Origin of the sequence: Neobacillus oceani, from assembly GCF_046237595.1 — a bacterium.
GTDB classification, from domain to species: Bacteria; Bacillota; Bacilli; order Bacillales; family Cytobacillaceae; genus Bacillus_D; species Bacillus_D oceani.
Genome location: NZ_CP143543.1, coordinates 3,811,465 through 3,825,163 on the forward strand (window position 1 = coordinate 3,811,465; position 13,699 = coordinate 3,825,163).

Annotated in this window: 18 protein-coding genes; 6 read left to right on the forward strand and 12 right to left on the reverse strand. The window is 41.6% G+C overall.

The genetic code is table 11. The features are described 5' to 3' along the window. Nucleotides 1-4: 4 nt before the first annotated feature. From V1499_RS19320 to V1499_RS19330, 3 genes are all read right to left on the reverse strand, one after another. Complete coding sequence (locus V1499_RS19320; protein WP_409271756.1) at nt 5-1,885, reverse strand: FtsX-like permease family protein; 1,881 nt, start codon at nt 1,883-1,885, stop codon at nt 5-7. Next, the gene (locus tag V1499_RS19325) at nt 1,875-2,639 is read right to left on the reverse strand and encodes an ABC transporter ATP-binding protein (protein ID WP_409271758.1); all 765 of its coding nucleotides are present in this window, start codon (nt 2,637-2,639) and stop codon (nt 1,875-1,877) included. Before V1499_RS19325 ends, V1499_RS19320 begins: the two co-directional genes overlap by 11 nt. 94 nt (nt 2,640-2,733) lie before the next feature. Beyond that, the gene (locus V1499_RS19330; protein ID WP_409271760.1) at nt 2,734-3,348 is read right to left on the reverse strand and encodes a hypothetical protein; all 615 of its coding nucleotides are present in this window, start codon (nt 3,346-3,348) and stop codon (nt 2,734-2,736) included. 336 nt (nt 3,349-3,684) lie between these two features. Here V1499_RS19330 and cspC point away from each other — a divergent pair, with 336 nt between their 5' ends. Then, entirely contained in the window at nt 3,685-3,885 is a 201-nt protein-coding gene (gene cspC / locus V1499_RS19335) for a cold shock protein CspC (RefSeq protein WP_053367965.1), read from the forward strand. Between the two features lie 610 nt (nt 3,886-4,495). After that, nucleotides 4,496-4,663 (forward strand): hypothetical protein, encoded by a 168-nt coding sequence (locus V1499_RS19340; protein ID WP_316569412.1) that lies wholly within the window; start codon nt 4,496-4,498, stop codon nt 4,661-4,663. A 66-nt stretch (nt 4,664-4,729) separates the two neighbouring features. Here V1499_RS19340 and V1499_RS19345 read toward each other — a convergent pair whose 3' ends face one another. The 6 genes from V1499_RS19345 to V1499_RS19370 all read right to left on the reverse strand — a co-directional run bounded on the left by V1499_RS19345 (nt 4,730) and on the right by V1499_RS19370 (nt 9,245). Next, on the reverse strand, nt 4,730-5,143 hold the full coding sequence (locus tag V1499_RS19345) for a hypothetical protein (RefSeq protein WP_409271762.1): 414 nt from the start codon (nt 5,141-5,143) through the stop codon (nt 4,730-4,732). Between the two features lie 386 nt (nt 5,144-5,529). After that, nucleotides 5,530-6,015, reverse strand: a complete 486-nt coding sequence (locus V1499_RS19350; RefSeq protein ID WP_409271764.1) for a hypothetical protein — start codon at nt 6,013-6,015, stop codon at nt 5,530-5,532. Nucleotides 6,016-6,045: 30 nt separating this feature from the next. Beyond that, the gene (locus V1499_RS19355; RefSeq protein ID WP_409271766.1) at nt 6,046-6,894 is read right to left on the reverse strand and encodes an alpha/beta hydrolase; all 849 of its coding nucleotides are present in this window, start codon (nt 6,892-6,894) and stop codon (nt 6,046-6,048) included. A gap of 130 nt (nt 6,895-7,024) precedes the next feature. Then, nucleotides 7,025-7,459, reverse strand: a complete 435-nt coding sequence (locus V1499_RS19360) for a DUF4275 family protein (RefSeq protein ID WP_409276341.1) — start codon at nt 7,457-7,459, stop codon at nt 7,025-7,027. A gap of 1 nt (nt 7,460) precedes the next feature. Beyond that, nucleotides 7,461-8,555, reverse strand: coding sequence for a metallophosphoesterase (locus V1499_RS19365; protein ID WP_409271768.1), 1,095 nt, complete (start codon nt 8,553-8,555; stop codon nt 7,461-7,463). 420 nt (nt 8,556-8,975) lie between these two features. Continuing rightward, nucleotides 8,976-9,245: a hypothetical protein gene (locus V1499_RS19370; protein ID WP_409271770.1), complete on the reverse strand. Its 270-nt coding sequence runs from the start codon at nt 9,243-9,245 to the stop codon at nt 8,976-8,978. A 206-nt stretch (nt 9,246-9,451) separates the two neighbouring features. Here V1499_RS19370 and V1499_RS19375 point away from each other — a divergent pair, with 206 nt between their 5' ends. Both V1499_RS19375 and V1499_RS19380 read left to right on the forward strand, forming a co-directional pair. Continuing rightward, on the forward strand, nt 9,452-9,904 hold the full coding sequence (locus V1499_RS19375; RefSeq protein WP_409271772.1) for a hypothetical protein: 453 nt from the start codon (nt 9,452-9,454) through the stop codon (nt 9,902-9,904). 26 nt (nt 9,905-9,930) lie between these two features. Beyond that, the gene (locus V1499_RS19380) at nt 9,931-10,287 is read left to right on the forward strand and encodes a hypothetical protein (protein WP_409271774.1); all 357 of its coding nucleotides are present in this window, start codon (nt 9,931-9,933) and stop codon (nt 10,285-10,287) included. Between the two features lie 97 nt (nt 10,288-10,384). Here V1499_RS19380 and V1499_RS19385 read toward each other — a convergent pair whose 3' ends face one another. Next, nucleotides 10,385-11,311 (reverse strand): phosphotransferase enzyme family protein, encoded by a 927-nt coding sequence (locus V1499_RS19385; RefSeq protein ID WP_409271775.1) that lies wholly within the window; start codon nt 11,309-11,311, stop codon nt 10,385-10,387. 265 nt (nt 11,312-11,576) lie between these two features. After that, nucleotides 11,577-12,029, reverse strand: a complete 453-nt coding sequence (locus tag V1499_RS19390) for an NUDIX hydrolase (RefSeq protein WP_409271777.1) — start codon at nt 12,027-12,029, stop codon at nt 11,577-11,579. A 191-nt stretch (nt 12,030-12,220) separates the two neighbouring features. Here V1499_RS19390 and V1499_RS19395 point away from each other — a divergent pair, with 191 nt between their 5' ends. Both V1499_RS19395 and V1499_RS19400 read left to right on the forward strand, forming a co-directional pair. Continuing rightward, nucleotides 12,221-12,610: a hypothetical protein gene (locus V1499_RS19395; RefSeq protein WP_409271778.1), complete on the forward strand. Its 390-nt coding sequence runs from the start codon at nt 12,221-12,223 to the stop codon at nt 12,608-12,610. Further along, nucleotides 12,538-13,032, forward strand: a complete 495-nt coding sequence (locus V1499_RS19400; RefSeq protein ID WP_409271779.1) for a hypothetical protein — start codon at nt 12,538-12,540, stop codon at nt 13,030-13,032. Before V1499_RS19395 ends, V1499_RS19400 begins: the two co-directional genes overlap by 73 nt. Before the next feature lie 110 nt (nt 13,033-13,142). On the opposite strand, the gene V1499_RS19405 is transcribed toward V1499_RS19400, so the two are convergent. Further along, nucleotides 13,143-13,580, reverse strand: a complete 438-nt coding sequence (locus V1499_RS19405; RefSeq protein ID WP_409271781.1) for a YybH family protein — start codon at nt 13,578-13,580, stop codon at nt 13,143-13,145. Nucleotides 13,581-13,699 lie beyond the last annotated feature (119 nt).

The window sequence follows — 13,699 nt, forward strand, 5'->3', positions numbered from 1 at the left end:
TTTTTTATGAAGATGTTAGATGAACATATACTCTTCTCCTTGTAAAAAGGAAGAATCCTAGTTGAATGCAAAAATAGATTCCAGCAACGAGGAAAAAGTGGAGCATTAATTCCTGGTTTTTCATTACCCCTCCAATGTCCTTGGCCATGGCGATAAAGTACAGAAGAGCCAACGTTGTCCCCACAACCATCGGAACAAAAAATATGGGTGTGATTTCCCAGGAAACGTTTCTCTTCATTTCTTTTGGAGTAATTCCTATATAGTTGAGTTTTGTGTATTTCTCTTTTTCTTTATCAATGTCGGAAAACAAATTCAAATACAGTAAGCTAAACGAACCGAAGCAAAATAAAACGCTTAAAAATGTTGATACGAAAAAGAGGATGCCATTTGACTGTTTATTAAGGTTGTGATCTCCAATTTTTGAAGCGACCTGTCCGGTTCCGAGACTGTTCCCTAGTTCCTCGACGAACGGGCCTGTCATTTTCCAATCGGCTACATTAATTAAATGAATTTTTAATTCCTCACCAGCCAGCGACTCTTTTAGCAGCTCATAATTGGCATCATTTACAACCCTCACCTCGTAGAGAGCTGATAAATTGTTCATTTTTTTTGCTGCAATGGTTTCCTTTAGCATAAAGGTGATTTTTCCATTTGGATTTTGGAAACTTAGTTCCCGCTCCGCCGCATTGCTGCCATCCCAATTCTCTTTTTCCACATTGACGAAATAGATGTATTCATTTCTCTTCAAGTCAATATTGAGTGAAGCGATTTTATTAAATTCACTCACTGGCATAAAAACAAACTCTCCTGTCCACCATTCATTTGGCGAAAGATCGTAATGAAAGATGGGCAGCTGGAGATGTGCTTTTACTGGATTTTTCCCCGAATCAAAATAGGGTTCTGCAGCTTGTTTTTCAGTTTCACTAAAGGCTATATCAAATGGATTTTCCGTTATTACCCGCTTTTCGTCCAGCATGTATGTTGATAAAATAATCGTACTATACAGGATTGTTACCATTATTAGGATTGTAACGAGCATAAGGATAGAGGTTAAACGCCTAAATTTATAATCCAAACTGGACAATAGTAACATGCCGCGATAATAAAAGGGTTTGCTTTTTTTCGTAAGTCCAATTAAAAAACTAGTGAATTGAAATAGACTGATGTATAGGCCTATAAAGGTTGCCATAGCCCAAATCAGCAAATAATCACCGCCCATGACGGGATCCGAATAGGTAAAATAAAGGCCGAGGATTGACACAACCATAATCGCAAATCCTACTCCGCCGAATATCGGGCTTCTCATTTTGATTGCCTCGGCAACCTTGTCGCTTTTCAGGCTCTGCAACACATTTCCTTTTAGGATTTGGAAAAGTGACTTTCCCAACGCTGTGAGAAAGACTATTAGATAGGCAAGGATTGTGGATAGAAACATTTTCACCGTAAGCTGGAACGTGATGCCTTGAATCCCTGCTCCCTCCATTAATAGGGTAAAGAATAGCCCGGAAAACAGGGCACCAGCGGTAATGCCGGAAAGAATGGACAACACTGCAACGAGTCCATTCTCTAACAGCAATAATCTTGTAATATCCCGGTTCGACATTCCCAATGTCATGAAAAGGCCAAACTCACTCTTTCTTCTTTTTATAAAAATACCATGCGCATAACTTATGAAAAAAACAGTGAATACAAGCAGTGCGGCCCCGGGAACCGCCAAGACATATTGAATCGATTGCGATTCCTTTACCTGGACTATTTGGCTATTGAAATAGAGGGTAGAAAACATGAAGAAAAACATGACTGCAAAGCTGTTGCATATTAGGTAAAACATGTACTTTTGATAATTAGCTTTCGCCATTTTCCAAACGAGTTCATTAAAGGACATGGGTTTTCCCTCCCACAAGGTCCAGGTTCTCAATGATCTGAGCCAGGAACTCTTTCCTGTTTCCCTTCCTTTCAATCGTGGAGTGGATGAGGCCGTCCTTAATAAAGACAATCTTTTGGCAGTAGCTTGCCGTAAAAATGTCATGCGTTACGATAAGCACCGTTGTTGAAAGCTCATGAACGATTTTCTCAAAACATTCCATAATGATTGCCGCTGATTTGGAATCCAGGTTACCCGTCGGTTCATCCGCGAAAAGAATACTGGGTTCATTTACGAGGGCCCGGCTAACAGCGGTCCGCTGCTGCTGGCCTCCCGATATGCTGTGGGGATACTTGTTTACTATTGCATCAATCTCAAAAAGGGTTGTTAAATCCTTAACCTTTTTTTCAATTACTTCGGCTTCTTTTTTTTCGAGTATCATTGGGAGAATGATATTTTCTTTCACTGTCAAACTATCCAGGAGATTAAAATCCTGAAAGACGAACCCTAATTGCCTTCGCCGGAACAAGGCAATCTTTTCTCCTTCCATCATGCTAATAGTTTGCCCATCAATCACAACCTCACCTGATGAAGGTTTATCAATACCGCTGAGTAAATTAAGCAGCGTTGATTTACCACTTCCCGATGGACCCATGATCGCAATGAATTCTCCTTCTTCGATTGAAAAACTTACGCCGCGCAACGCAGCCGTGAAGCCTTCATCGCCTTCATTCCCGTAATGTTTAACTAGATTAATAGCATTCAGGATGGCCATTTCCCCACCTCCCCGGTCACATTGGCTCTTGAATTTCTAATGGCCCTTTATAAATAGCAAAGGCATCGGCGTCTGCCAATCCCTTTTAAAAAAACTATTTTTTATAGTTTTTCTCTACCTCTGCTTCGAATTTCTCAACAAGCGCTTCGCTGTTTGTGGTGTTATATTTCTTCTCGAGCGTTGGTTTTAACTTTTGCCAGATGACTGCTTTTTCATAAATATCGCGATCGAAGTTATGGTTGTACTCAACCAGGTTCATATTCATGGTTTCCGCAATGGCGAGATGCTGCGGGAGGGTGCTTGTGTCCGGTCCTGCCTCGATATAGCGGTCGACTTCGGCATCACTGATTTTAATTCCATATCGATCCTCGGCCATTGATTTCCACAGTTTATCTTTTTCCATCGCCTCTTTGGCGAGCGTCTTTACTTGTTTGTCGGATAAGTCTGTATCAAAGAGCAATTTTTCCTTGGCTAATGTCCGCATAACCCACTTTTGCAAATCCTCGTCCTTTTCCAGCCTGCTCGCTTCATTCAGGACATGTTCAAAGATGGCTTTATAGTCCTCCTTTGTGTACGTCTCCAAAATTTCTCTTTGTTCCTCAACGCTTTTCATCTTTATTTGGACTTGGCTCCCGGCATTGGCTTCGCAGCCTGAAGCCAGAAGTACGGCAGTTGCAATCAATAAAAGTGGCTTTATCCCGTTTTTCATAACTCTGCCCCCTTTCCATCCTATACCTTTATTTTACCAGAAGGAGGGATTTCCACCATTATAATTCCAATCATATTGATAAAAGATTCTATCTTAAACTTTCAGATAATCCATTGATCAAGCATTAAGACACACGACGGATCCGTTCATAAAAAATGCCCTGACCCAAGATAGTCTATTTGGCTCATTTGCAATATCTTCCGTTTACTGTTATGATAGAGGAGAATTATTTTTGTTCGGTGTAAAGGATTGTATGAGTTTCGACTTTTCGTCTTGAAGTCACTTTGGGCAGAGATAGTAACACATTGTGCGCTAACGCACTAGGAGGCAATAAAAATGGAACAAGGTACAGTTAAATGGTTTAATGCAGAAAAAGGTTTTGGATTTATCGAACGCGAAAACGGTGACGATGTATTCGTACACTTCTCTGCTATCCAAAGTGAAGGCTTCAAATCTCTTGACGAAGGCCAAAAAGTAACTTTCGACGTTGAGCAAGGCGCTCGTGGACCTCAAGCTGCGAACGTTCAAAAAGCTTAATCATAATATTTGGATACTCAAAACAGGCTCTCTGTAGGGCCTGTTTTTTTATGTTATAAAAAAATCTCAATAAAAAACCCTACTCAACGTTCGAGTAGGGGCATGGTGCTGGTAATGTTAAAAAATTTAAAGCTTCAAAGGTTGTTTACAGTATAACATACCAAGTAGCAATATGGGGATTTTAGCAAAACATTTATTTTTTTAGAGAACAATTTCAGTTTTTTAGATAAGGCGTTTACCCTCCGCGTGGCCCGTGTTTTTCTTGTTCATCAGCTCTTGCACGTGTTCCTTTGGATTCCAACAATTGAATTTATAATTTGGTTTCGTTTCATAACCAAGCCGGCTACATGAATAGTTCATGCCTTCAACCTTTTTTTCGGCCCGGAAATGCCTACAGGTCGCACAGCAGTGAAAGTCTTTCATAATGATGCACCCATTTCTTTTGCCGATGAAACAGTAGATCCATCCCCTACTTCAAAGGCCATTTTTAAAAATATAGCTCTTATCTCCGCATTTGTTGAGTACAGGCACAAGGTGAATTCCATATAGTAGGAGTAAGGTTGCTTGACCCATTGGGAACGGCATGCCAACAACTAAAGGAGTGAATTTGATGGGTTATTATCGTTATGGGTATGGTCCTAGGTTCAGGGGTTATCCTCCTTACCGATACGGTCCTCGCTTCCGTGGCGGTTTCGGTCCGGCATTTGCGGGAGGATTTGCGGGAGGATTCCTCGGCGGCTTTACCGGCGCTGCTGTTGCTCCATTTTTCTTTTATTAAAAGTTAAGTGGAAAACTTCATAAAATGTGTCCGCCAAGAGAACTCTGGCGGACGTTTTACATAGATTCAATCGTTTTCTTTCAAGCTGTCCAATAAAACATATCCAAAAACAACCCCAGCCGCTGTCGTTATGGTGGAAGCCCCTAAAGATGCGAACACTGCCGCAAAAGGCATGTAGTCTCCCATTGGGGTGTAATATAAATACGGTGCCATCCCCACATAAAGTGCCGGCAGCCCAACTGCGACAATTTTAGCCCAATCAAACGTCCACTTCTTTTTTTCAATAATCTCCAAAATCAGCTTGGGAATCCGCAGCAGCATCCCAATCACGACAGGAGAAACAATTGTAAAAATCAAAGTCGGAAACATATTGAAAGACATCTCGGCTTCTTTTTTTAAGTTAATGTGATACTTCATGCCCAAATAAAAAATAATTCCGATAACCACCGTGCTACCCAAGTAATAAAGGAACCTTTTCAAAAAATCCCTCCTTTTTCTACCTATATACGAAAACGCGGCCATAATGTTCCATATTAAAAAAGTGTTTATAGGGCCTTGTTTTTCACCATTTTACGTTTTGCAAGTTCGAGTATGTATAAATTAATCCAAGTAATGAGTGGGATGGATAGTATCAACTGGTAAACGTTAGTCGGCCCAAAGCCAAATAGTCTTACCTCGTCGTTTGTCAGGTAAAAAATCCAGGTGGCTGATCCTAAAAATAACGTATTTAAACAAAATGCAACGAACAATGCCAACCACTTGTTGTTACTTTTTTTCAAAAAAAGGATAGAGGCCGCGGTAGATAGTAAAAATGAAACAAAAATGAGAAGATAAATCAATTCGCCACCACCCGTTCGAAATTTCGGTTACTCCCACTTCGGAAGAGAAAGAGAGGCAACAGTATCTATGTTTTTCAACAGCCATGCCTTATCTCCGTCCTCTTGTACTTTCTGAGCTGCCTGCTTTGCCATTAAAATGTTTTCGTCCCGTTTTTGCTTGTCTCCCTGTACGGCATAGGCTCGGGCCAGCGCCTCATAAGCGAAACCTAAATCAAATGCGCCAAGATCGTTGTTCAAACAAAGGTCGAAGGATTTGTTCGCATGATAGAGTGCGGGTTCAGCTCTCCCTATGAGCGAATATACCCTTGAAATTTGCCATTCGCCCCTCGCAAAATTCAGCGGGTTGCCCGCTAGTCCCCAATGAAAACGCGAAGCATGGGCTGCATTTATCATGGATTCGTCGTCTGCTTCACTCCGTTCGATTTTTTCAATTAAGTCCCACGTATAATTGAATAAGCTGATTGCTAATTTCCTATGTGTTTCTCTGTCTACAGATGTTTTCAATTCAGTCATTTTAAATTGTCCTCCTAAAAACAATTTCATCTAAACTGGCCTATTGGTTATTAGTTTTTTAATACTTTCTATCACAATTCCAGGGTTTTCAAGGTGAACGGAATGCCCGGTGTCTACTTCGATGTGCTCGGTGTGTTCCGTTAAATTCAACAATAACTGTTGGTCCCTTTTCCAACTTTCAGGTTGTTTTTTTGCACTTATCACGATGACGGATAAATTTGGCCTCAGAGGATTGGCGTTAATGAGTTGTTGGGCAGACTGTTCGGAATCTACGTATTCACGATAGGCAGATTGATAGGCACCTAATGTATACCCGATGTAGTTCAGCGATTGACCATACTTCTGTTCGAGAAACTTCCTGCCGATTTTCTGTTTAAATATTCTCGGAATGCCGACTAGTGAAGTAACATACCCGGTAGCTACAAGTCTCCTAAATTTACTGATTCGCTTGGTATTCTCCGGTGTTAACAAGTATTGGCTTTCATGGACCGCATCCTCCAAAACAAGTCCAGCCACCTCTTCGGGATACATGCTTGCAAACAATCTCATAGAAAGTCCGCCAAAAGAGTGGCCAACCAAAATGTATGGCGGCTTGATTTTTAGCCGGTCTAGTACTTCTCGTATTTCCTCAACGCTATCCAAGGAAGTCATTGCTTTCCGCCTTGATCTGCTCCACCCATAGTTCCCCCTATCAAAAGAAATGACACGGGCAACCTTGGAAATCTCCGGCTGAACATAACACCAATCGATTGAAACGGACGTATATCCAGATTCCAGAATGACTGTAATCGGTCCTTCACCCGTTACAATCGCATGGAAATCCGAGTTTTTCGTTTTAATAATCTGGCCAGGCGGCTTGACCCTATTTTTCCGATCCATCGCCAAGTTCCATATTGTAAAAGGAAATCCTATTATTCCTAAAGTATTTCTAAGAATTGTTGGGATAATCACGTTTGCCTCCATTCTTTCCAAAGAGTATCCGGAATTTCACTGAGCAACGATACAGTCCTTACCTTTTGCTAAAATAAGGACCGCACCATCCTGTTTCGTGGGTGATCACAAAAGTCCAGCGAAACTGTTTATCTACTATGTATATATCAATGTCTGTTTCATCAAAGAAGTCTGAGGTACTTAGCGTTGCTGCATTCTCAAGGTGCAATGCATAATCAGAGTTTTGATAGAAGATATAGCATTGATTTTTAGGTTCATTGTTAAACGCTTCTTCAGCCTCTTCACCTTCAAGACAATCTTTCTTTTTAAAACTGAACAGATGCCATAAATAGCCACAATACCCGCCATGATCAAATAAATAGATAGCCCTTTTTTCTTCGTCACTTAGATGATCGGCGAAATTAGTTTCCCATTCCTTTCGTAAATACGCTCCCCATTTCGGTAATTCTCTTACTTTTATTGTTTTGTTTTTAAGTATATCTATAATGTCCATCTTATCCCAAGCACTCTGTCGGAATCCACCCAGCCTTGCCGCCTTTTTTAATGAGCGCATATCCGGCGCAGCCCTCATCTATGACAGACACGATTTCCCCTTTGCTTACACTGATTTGGGCGCAGGATACATCCGCTTTAATAGTAAAATCGCCATTTTCGTTTTGTATGATATATTCGTTTTTCACATGAAGGAGCTTGTCCGTTTCTGGTTGCCTGCACAAAGTGAAGAAATCCGCTTTTTCAACAGGAACGATCGTGTAGAACGGATAGTTGATGGATCCCTTCATTGCCTCCTCGGCAACGAAATTCTTGGTGACAGCCCTGGCCAGCAGCTTGTCCACGTACAGATGGGAAAACGAATCGCCTTCCGCAGACCGCTCGATGATAAAGGCGTTTAATTGCCCGGTTGGCTTGATGACGTTGCCGCCGTCGATGGCGATTATTTTTTTCGCCTCATTAATAATTGGATTGTCGGACGGGATATCGGTTGAGTAATTCACAACAGGCCAATGCCCAACGACCACAAATTTGCCAGCGCGGTGCGACTTTTCCAAAAAAGAAGGCATCGTGAGCGCTTTGCTTCGGTCGGTTTCCTTCCAATCCTCCCTGTCCTCCAAACCGGCATGGACAAAGATGTAGCGATCCGTTTCGATGGCTGTCGGCAAATTGGTTAGCCACTCCAATTCTTTTCGGTAGTGGCGGAGCAATACTTCCTTCACTTCCTGGATGGTCGAGTGTTCATTAAGTTGATACCCAATCTCCTCAAGCCATTCCCCGATAAGGGTATTTCCCCGAGCAGCCAAATAATCTAGCAGCTTCGGGTTTTCGTTTAGCAGATGCTCCACGAGCGCATCGCAATTCCCTTCGATGACATGCACTTTCGGATTAGCGGCGGTGAGTTCCATTACATAACGCACAACTTCTTTGCTGTTGCCGCCTTTCTCGCACAGATCGCCATTAATGATTAAATAATCATCACTGCTAAACTCGACTTTCTTTAAAAGCTCTTTAAAAAGCCTGATTTCTCCATGAATATCGGAGATTACAATCACGCGTCCACTTATGGGGAGTGCCAATTCTCTAATTTTGTCCAAAATGTCCTTCTCCTCTATGTATATTGCTTTTGTGAAAAATAGTGTCGAAATACGTTGACCCTTGTTATAAAATTCCACAAAAATTTCGATAATCCTCCCCATTTTTTTCATCATCGCAGTTGTGTAGGTCTGTTAGCGGTTCAGTTCACAGGTTTGCGCAGCTTAGGCATTTTCCAAAAAATGTGGACATGTCCTCGGCATTTTATCCAGCCAATTAGTTTTTCAAAGATTAGATTATTAGGAACGGACAAGGGGGGGAATTACTTGGACAATTGGAATGGAATTCTATTTGGCCGCGGCAGGATAAATCATCCTGAATTTGGAGGTGAATATGATCCCGGAACTATTTTTATAGAAATGGTTGGATAGTTTCACACAACAAAAAACCCGCCATGCAACATGGCGGGCGTATAAATTGATTTAGTCCTCTAGGCGTTGGCGCTGTTCCTGGTCTTGATCCTGGTCAGCTTCCGCACGAGAACGCACGCGAGCCTTAGAATCGGAATCCACCCGGATATCCAAATCAATTTTCGCGTTTCCGCTGTCTTCAATTTTGGCAACGTTGGTGTTGAAATCCCGGTTCTTCACCCTGTTTTCATTGTCAACGTCGGTCCTGTTGTCTAACCGATTGTCAAAATCGACGTCCACATCTGTCCTGATATCAGTTTCATTCCTTCGTCTTCCAGCCAATATAATTCCCTCCTTATCGTTTGTAATTACAGTCTATTCATCGATCCCGAAAAGATATGGACATTTATCCTAGTACAAACATGGAAAAAACAAAAATAAAAATCCTGAATATAATAAAAAAAATCCCCTTTTCTGATGCAGCTGTCCATACTCTTTCCCATATGCGGAATACATTGGTAATAAACATGCAAAGGAGGTTTTTTTCTATGGGAGAAGTATGGTATCCATCAATGGGGCCAAGATACAGTGAAAAAGGAGGAATATCTATGGAAGGCTGGTTTCCCGGGTTAGACAGGAGGAACAGGGACAGACATTCAAGGGTTGAGGAAAGTTCTTCATTTAGGAATTTTCATGATGAGTCAGAAAGTCGCAGTCGTAATTTCTCATCTGGAAATAGAAATAATAACGTCAGGGAAAGAGTTGATGTTGACGTCGATGTCGAAAATGAGTTCGAAAATGAAATCGATGTAGAAAATGAAAACGACGTAACGAATTTCGACCGAAACAAAAACATCGCAAGAATAAGGAAAAGTGGCAACGCGAAAATTTGCCTGGACATCAATGTAGACGCCGATTCCGCGGCAAGGGTACGTTCGAGTGCCGTATCCGACCAAGACCAAGACCAAGAACAGAATCAAAGGGAATCGTTTGATTTCTAAGGTTCTGGGAGTGTGAGGGGAAACGTATGTCAGAGCCAAAGGAAAGGCAAAATGTCGAGCTTTCGGGAAGGCAAAATGTCGAGGTTTCCGAAGACCAAATTCAAAAGAACATCTCAAAATCCTTGGATAAGAATGAAAACAGTTCAAAGATCGGGCATAGTGGAAACTCAAATGTGGACGTGAATGTAAACATCCAAATTGATACAAAGGCAATTGCATATGCCTTGCTCTGTTCCTCATTAGCCAGAAAAGAAATGACCAACGAAGAATTTTCCTTCGCAATTAAAAAATTGGAGGAATTAATGCATAAAGATCAAAAAAAAGAGCCCGAAAACCGAAGGAGACACCTTGGGCCAAGAAGGCCACTTTTCGGGAATTTTTAATCAAACCTCCCCTGTTGAACAGGGGAGGATTTCTTTTTACCTTTGAAACCGATCCCTGACCAAAAAATATGCTACTGTGATGAAATTTGGAGATTTTTCAAAGAGAAAATAACACGTTTGTGTCTATCCTATCCTTGTGGCCATAAATCCACTTAAACATAGCTTTGTTTAATTCATATACACTTGGATCATTTATAAAATAAGCCATAAATATTGTTTGTATGCCAAGCATTACATACCAAACAGACTTAAGTTCACTAACAGATAAAGGATTCACCCGGTTATATGCAGCGACTATTTCCTCGACAAAAAGCATCCATTTTTCCCTTAGAGATTCACTATGGAAAACTTCGCTTAAGATGCTCGTACAGCAATAACAAAGATCAAAAATCCTGACATTTACCTCAGCTATTTCGAAATCGATTACTCCGCTTAGCTTATTATCTATAAATAAAATATTATGTAGGTGCGTATCGCGATGAATGAGCTGCCTTGGCAATGCACCAACATGCTCTTTTAGGCCATTTTCTAATTCTCTAAAAAACCCGCTAAGTTGTCCGCACTCGTCTACATTAACAATTTCTTTAACCGCATAACCGTAAACCATTTTATATAAATTTTTATCATGGAAATCTTCAACACTATCGAAGTCACACATTAATTTGTTCATATGAGCAATTGTTTCACCGAGAAGACGGGGAGCTTCCGGGTTATCCAAGGCCTCTTTTATATCAAAGGGCTTGCCTTCCAAGTAATGATATAAACAATAGTTATTCTCTTTGTCGAAGGCAAAAAACCCACCCGAACTTGTGAGAATTGGAAATTGCGTGATGAACTTATTATCTTTAAGATTTTCTAACAGTTTTATTTCCCTCTCAACTTCCTGGGTGCTCCCCTTCTTCTTTAAAATGAACTTCTGTTGCTCGCTAGTTATTATAAAGGTTGCTCTTTCCGATAAAACTTTACATTCTTTAACCTGAATTCCCCAGAAAGAAGAAATTTGGTTAGCATTATCTAGTTTCAAACATGTTTCCTCCATCCCTATACATGAACAGATACCCTTGGCTATATTTCAACCGCTAATTACTTTCATATTAAAAACAGACAAATACTCCCCTCTAATTTTACCAACCTGTTTACGAATGAGTCGGAGCCGATTTTTGGGAATGACTTCACCGTGAATGAGATACTTTTTATACTCGTCAGGCAATTCCTTACCCGTAATGGTAAATGTAAATTCCCTGCCATCCTCAGATTTGATACTTGCTTTTTTTCCAAACTAAATCACCCTATCCAAAAATTTCAAAAACCCCAGATGGATTCTTCCTGACCAATTTATCCGCAAGCTTAATATAGTCCTTCAAATAGGCCGGTATAGCGGTATGGCCAACAATTTCCTGTGTTGACATCCAGACAACCTCATCCACTTCATCGGGGCACTTTGCAATAGCTTCGCCGGATTTATGGTTGCAAACGAAAACTACATTAACAACGTCTAATCCACTGTCCGTTACGAAAGAAGAACTCGTTACGTATCGGAGATTGGCGACTTCGATGCCCACTTCTTCACCGATTTCCCTGTGAAGTGTTCTCTCCAAAATATCAATTGAAGCTCCTTCCTTCTCCACCTTGCCGCCGATCAGGGAAAGCAATCCCCCTGCATGTTCCTCTTTTTCACTCCGTTTAATTAGGAGCCATTGACCATCTTTATTAATCGCGCCTTCCACATTAACGATGAACATACGTTTCCTCCAAAAACTTTTATTGTCGTGCAATCTCTAGTAAAATTTCACATCCAGTCCTTGCTCCTTCCATACCTATTCGCCACTTTTCCAAAATTCCCCTCTTTCAGCCTTACTATGTTTTTAAAAGAAGGATTCTCCCCTCTCCTAAGCAAATTAGTACTACATACTCTTTAAGGTGGTTGTCGTAGATGAATCCATTTGTATTTGCGTGCATTACTCCGCATGGAAGCGAGATTATTCCTGAATTGCAGGGTGCCTTTCCTGAACGAATGGCGAAAACGAGAGAAAAGATGATGAAGCTCGGAGAATGGATGAGCAGCGCCCGCCCGGACAGTATAATTGTCTTGACTCCCCATGGGACGAGGATCAACGGACGGTTTTCGATATCGGATTCGGAAAGGATGGAAGGATTTTTAAGAGAAAATGAAGCAGACTTTTCGATGGAGAAAAAAGTTGACCGGGAGCTCGCGAGAATGATCAACAAACAGGCAGCTGCTCTGACGGCGTGCCGGCTTCGACAATCAATTATGGGACGTCTGCTGGCCCGATTGCCTGCCTTCCGCTCGATTGGGGAGTGATGGTGCCGCTCGGCTTTATGCCGGATGTTCCGGTGGTTGTGATTACGCCGTCCAGAGAGATATCCTTCGAGGTGCATATCGATTTTGGAAAAGCACTCCGGAAGGCCGTGGCGCAATCCGGAAAACGGGTCGGACTGATTGCAAGCTGTGATTGGGCACACGCACATGATGCCGACGGCCCGTACGGCTTCGACCCGGCCGCGCGCCAATTCGATGAGGAAACGGTTGAACTAATCAAAGAGAATAACTTGGAAAAGATGGCGGAATTCCACGAGGACTTTATCGAAGCAGCCAAACCGGACGGAATCTGGCAAACGCTGATTCTCGCAGGGGCCATTCCTTTTGAGGAGAGAAAGGTCGAATTCCTTTCTTATGAAGCGCCCACTTATTTCGGGCTGATTTGTGCCGCGTATCATACCTAAGAAAATGAATTGAGTGGCTTTCGGGTATCCGATTGCCACTCATCTTTTAGGAGAGATTACGGCTACAATCCCTCCTCCGAAATTTCGTCTTTTCCAAGCAATAATTATTTTTATCTTAAGTTAAAAATCCCTTCGCCGGTTTCACCATTTATCGGCAGTGATGAATGTTCATGTGTAATCGCCCAGACACCATTTTCTTTTTTTAAACAATAGGTGAACCGATTTGTTATCTGACGCAGTTTGTCTCCAGATTCTTCATTATGAGCCGCGAATGTAACAGCACAATGGAAAAATGCCAGATCCGGGTTCTCTTCAACTACTAAGTCAGTAAAAGATACTTTAAGTAAAACCCCCTCCTCACTTAACTCAGTAAACCATCTTGTCACCGTGTCCCTTAAACTGCTTACGCCTTTAACCTCCCAGCTTTCCCAGCAATCAAACATCTGAATATCGGCAGCATATGAAGTTAGGAATTTCTCAACATCTTTTTCATAAACCGAAGATTGATAATTTTCCAAGATATCTTGAACCTTAGTAAAACCAGCCATTTGGGTTCAGCTCCTTTTCTCATTCTTAATCCATGTATAATGCTTGCCATTCATACATTCTTTTCTGGATGATTTTTTCCGCCGAAGTTTGGCAGGCATTCTTGATTGACTTTGCTCTA

Coding starts and splice junctions, on each gene's coding strand:
- V1499_RS19320 (WP_409271756.1), bottom strand. CDS start 1,885: ATGTCCTTTAATGAACTCGTTTGGAAAATGGCGAAAGCTAATTATCAA.
- V1499_RS19325 (WP_409271758.1), bottom strand. CDS start 2,639: ATGGCCATCCTGAATGCTATTAATCTAGTTAAACATTACGGGAATGAA.
- V1499_RS19330 (WP_409271760.1), bottom strand. CDS start 3,348: ATGAAAAACGGGATAAAGCCACTTTTATTGATTGCAACTGCCGTACTT.
- cspC (WP_053367965.1), top strand. CDS start 3,685: ATGGAACAAGGTACAGTTAAATGGTTTAATGCAGAAAAAGGTTTTGGA.
- V1499_RS19340 (WP_316569412.1), top strand. CDS start 4,496: ATGGGTTATTATCGTTATGGGTATGGTCCTAGGTTCAGGGGTTATCCT.
- V1499_RS19350 (WP_409271764.1), bottom strand. CDS start 6,015: ATGACTGAATTGAAAACATCTGTAGACAGAGAAACACATAGGAAATTA.
- V1499_RS19355 (WP_409271766.1), bottom strand. CDS start 6,894: ATGGATCGGAAAAATAGGGTCAAGCCGCCTGGCCAGATTATTAAAACG.
- V1499_RS19360 (WP_409276341.1), bottom strand. CDS start 7,459: ATGGACATTATAGATATACTTAAAAACAAAACAATAAAAGTAAGAGAA.
- V1499_RS19375 (WP_409271772.1), top strand. CDS start 9,452: ATGGGAGAAGTATGGTATCCATCAATGGGGCCAAGATACAGTGAAAAA.
- V1499_RS19380 (WP_409271774.1), top strand. CDS start 9,931: ATGTCAGAGCCAAAGGAAAGGCAAAATGTCGAGCTTTCGGGAAGGCAA.
- V1499_RS19390 (WP_409271777.1), bottom strand. CDS start 12,029: ATGTTCATCGTTAATGTGGAAGGCGCGATTAATAAAGATGGTCAATGG.
- V1499_RS19395 (WP_409271778.1), top strand. CDS start 12,221: ATGAATCCATTTGTATTTGCGTGCATTACTCCGCATGGAAGCGAGATT.
- V1499_RS19405 (WP_409271781.1), bottom strand. CDS start 13,580: ATGGCTGGTTTTACTAAGGTTCAAGATATCTTGGAAAATTATCAATCT.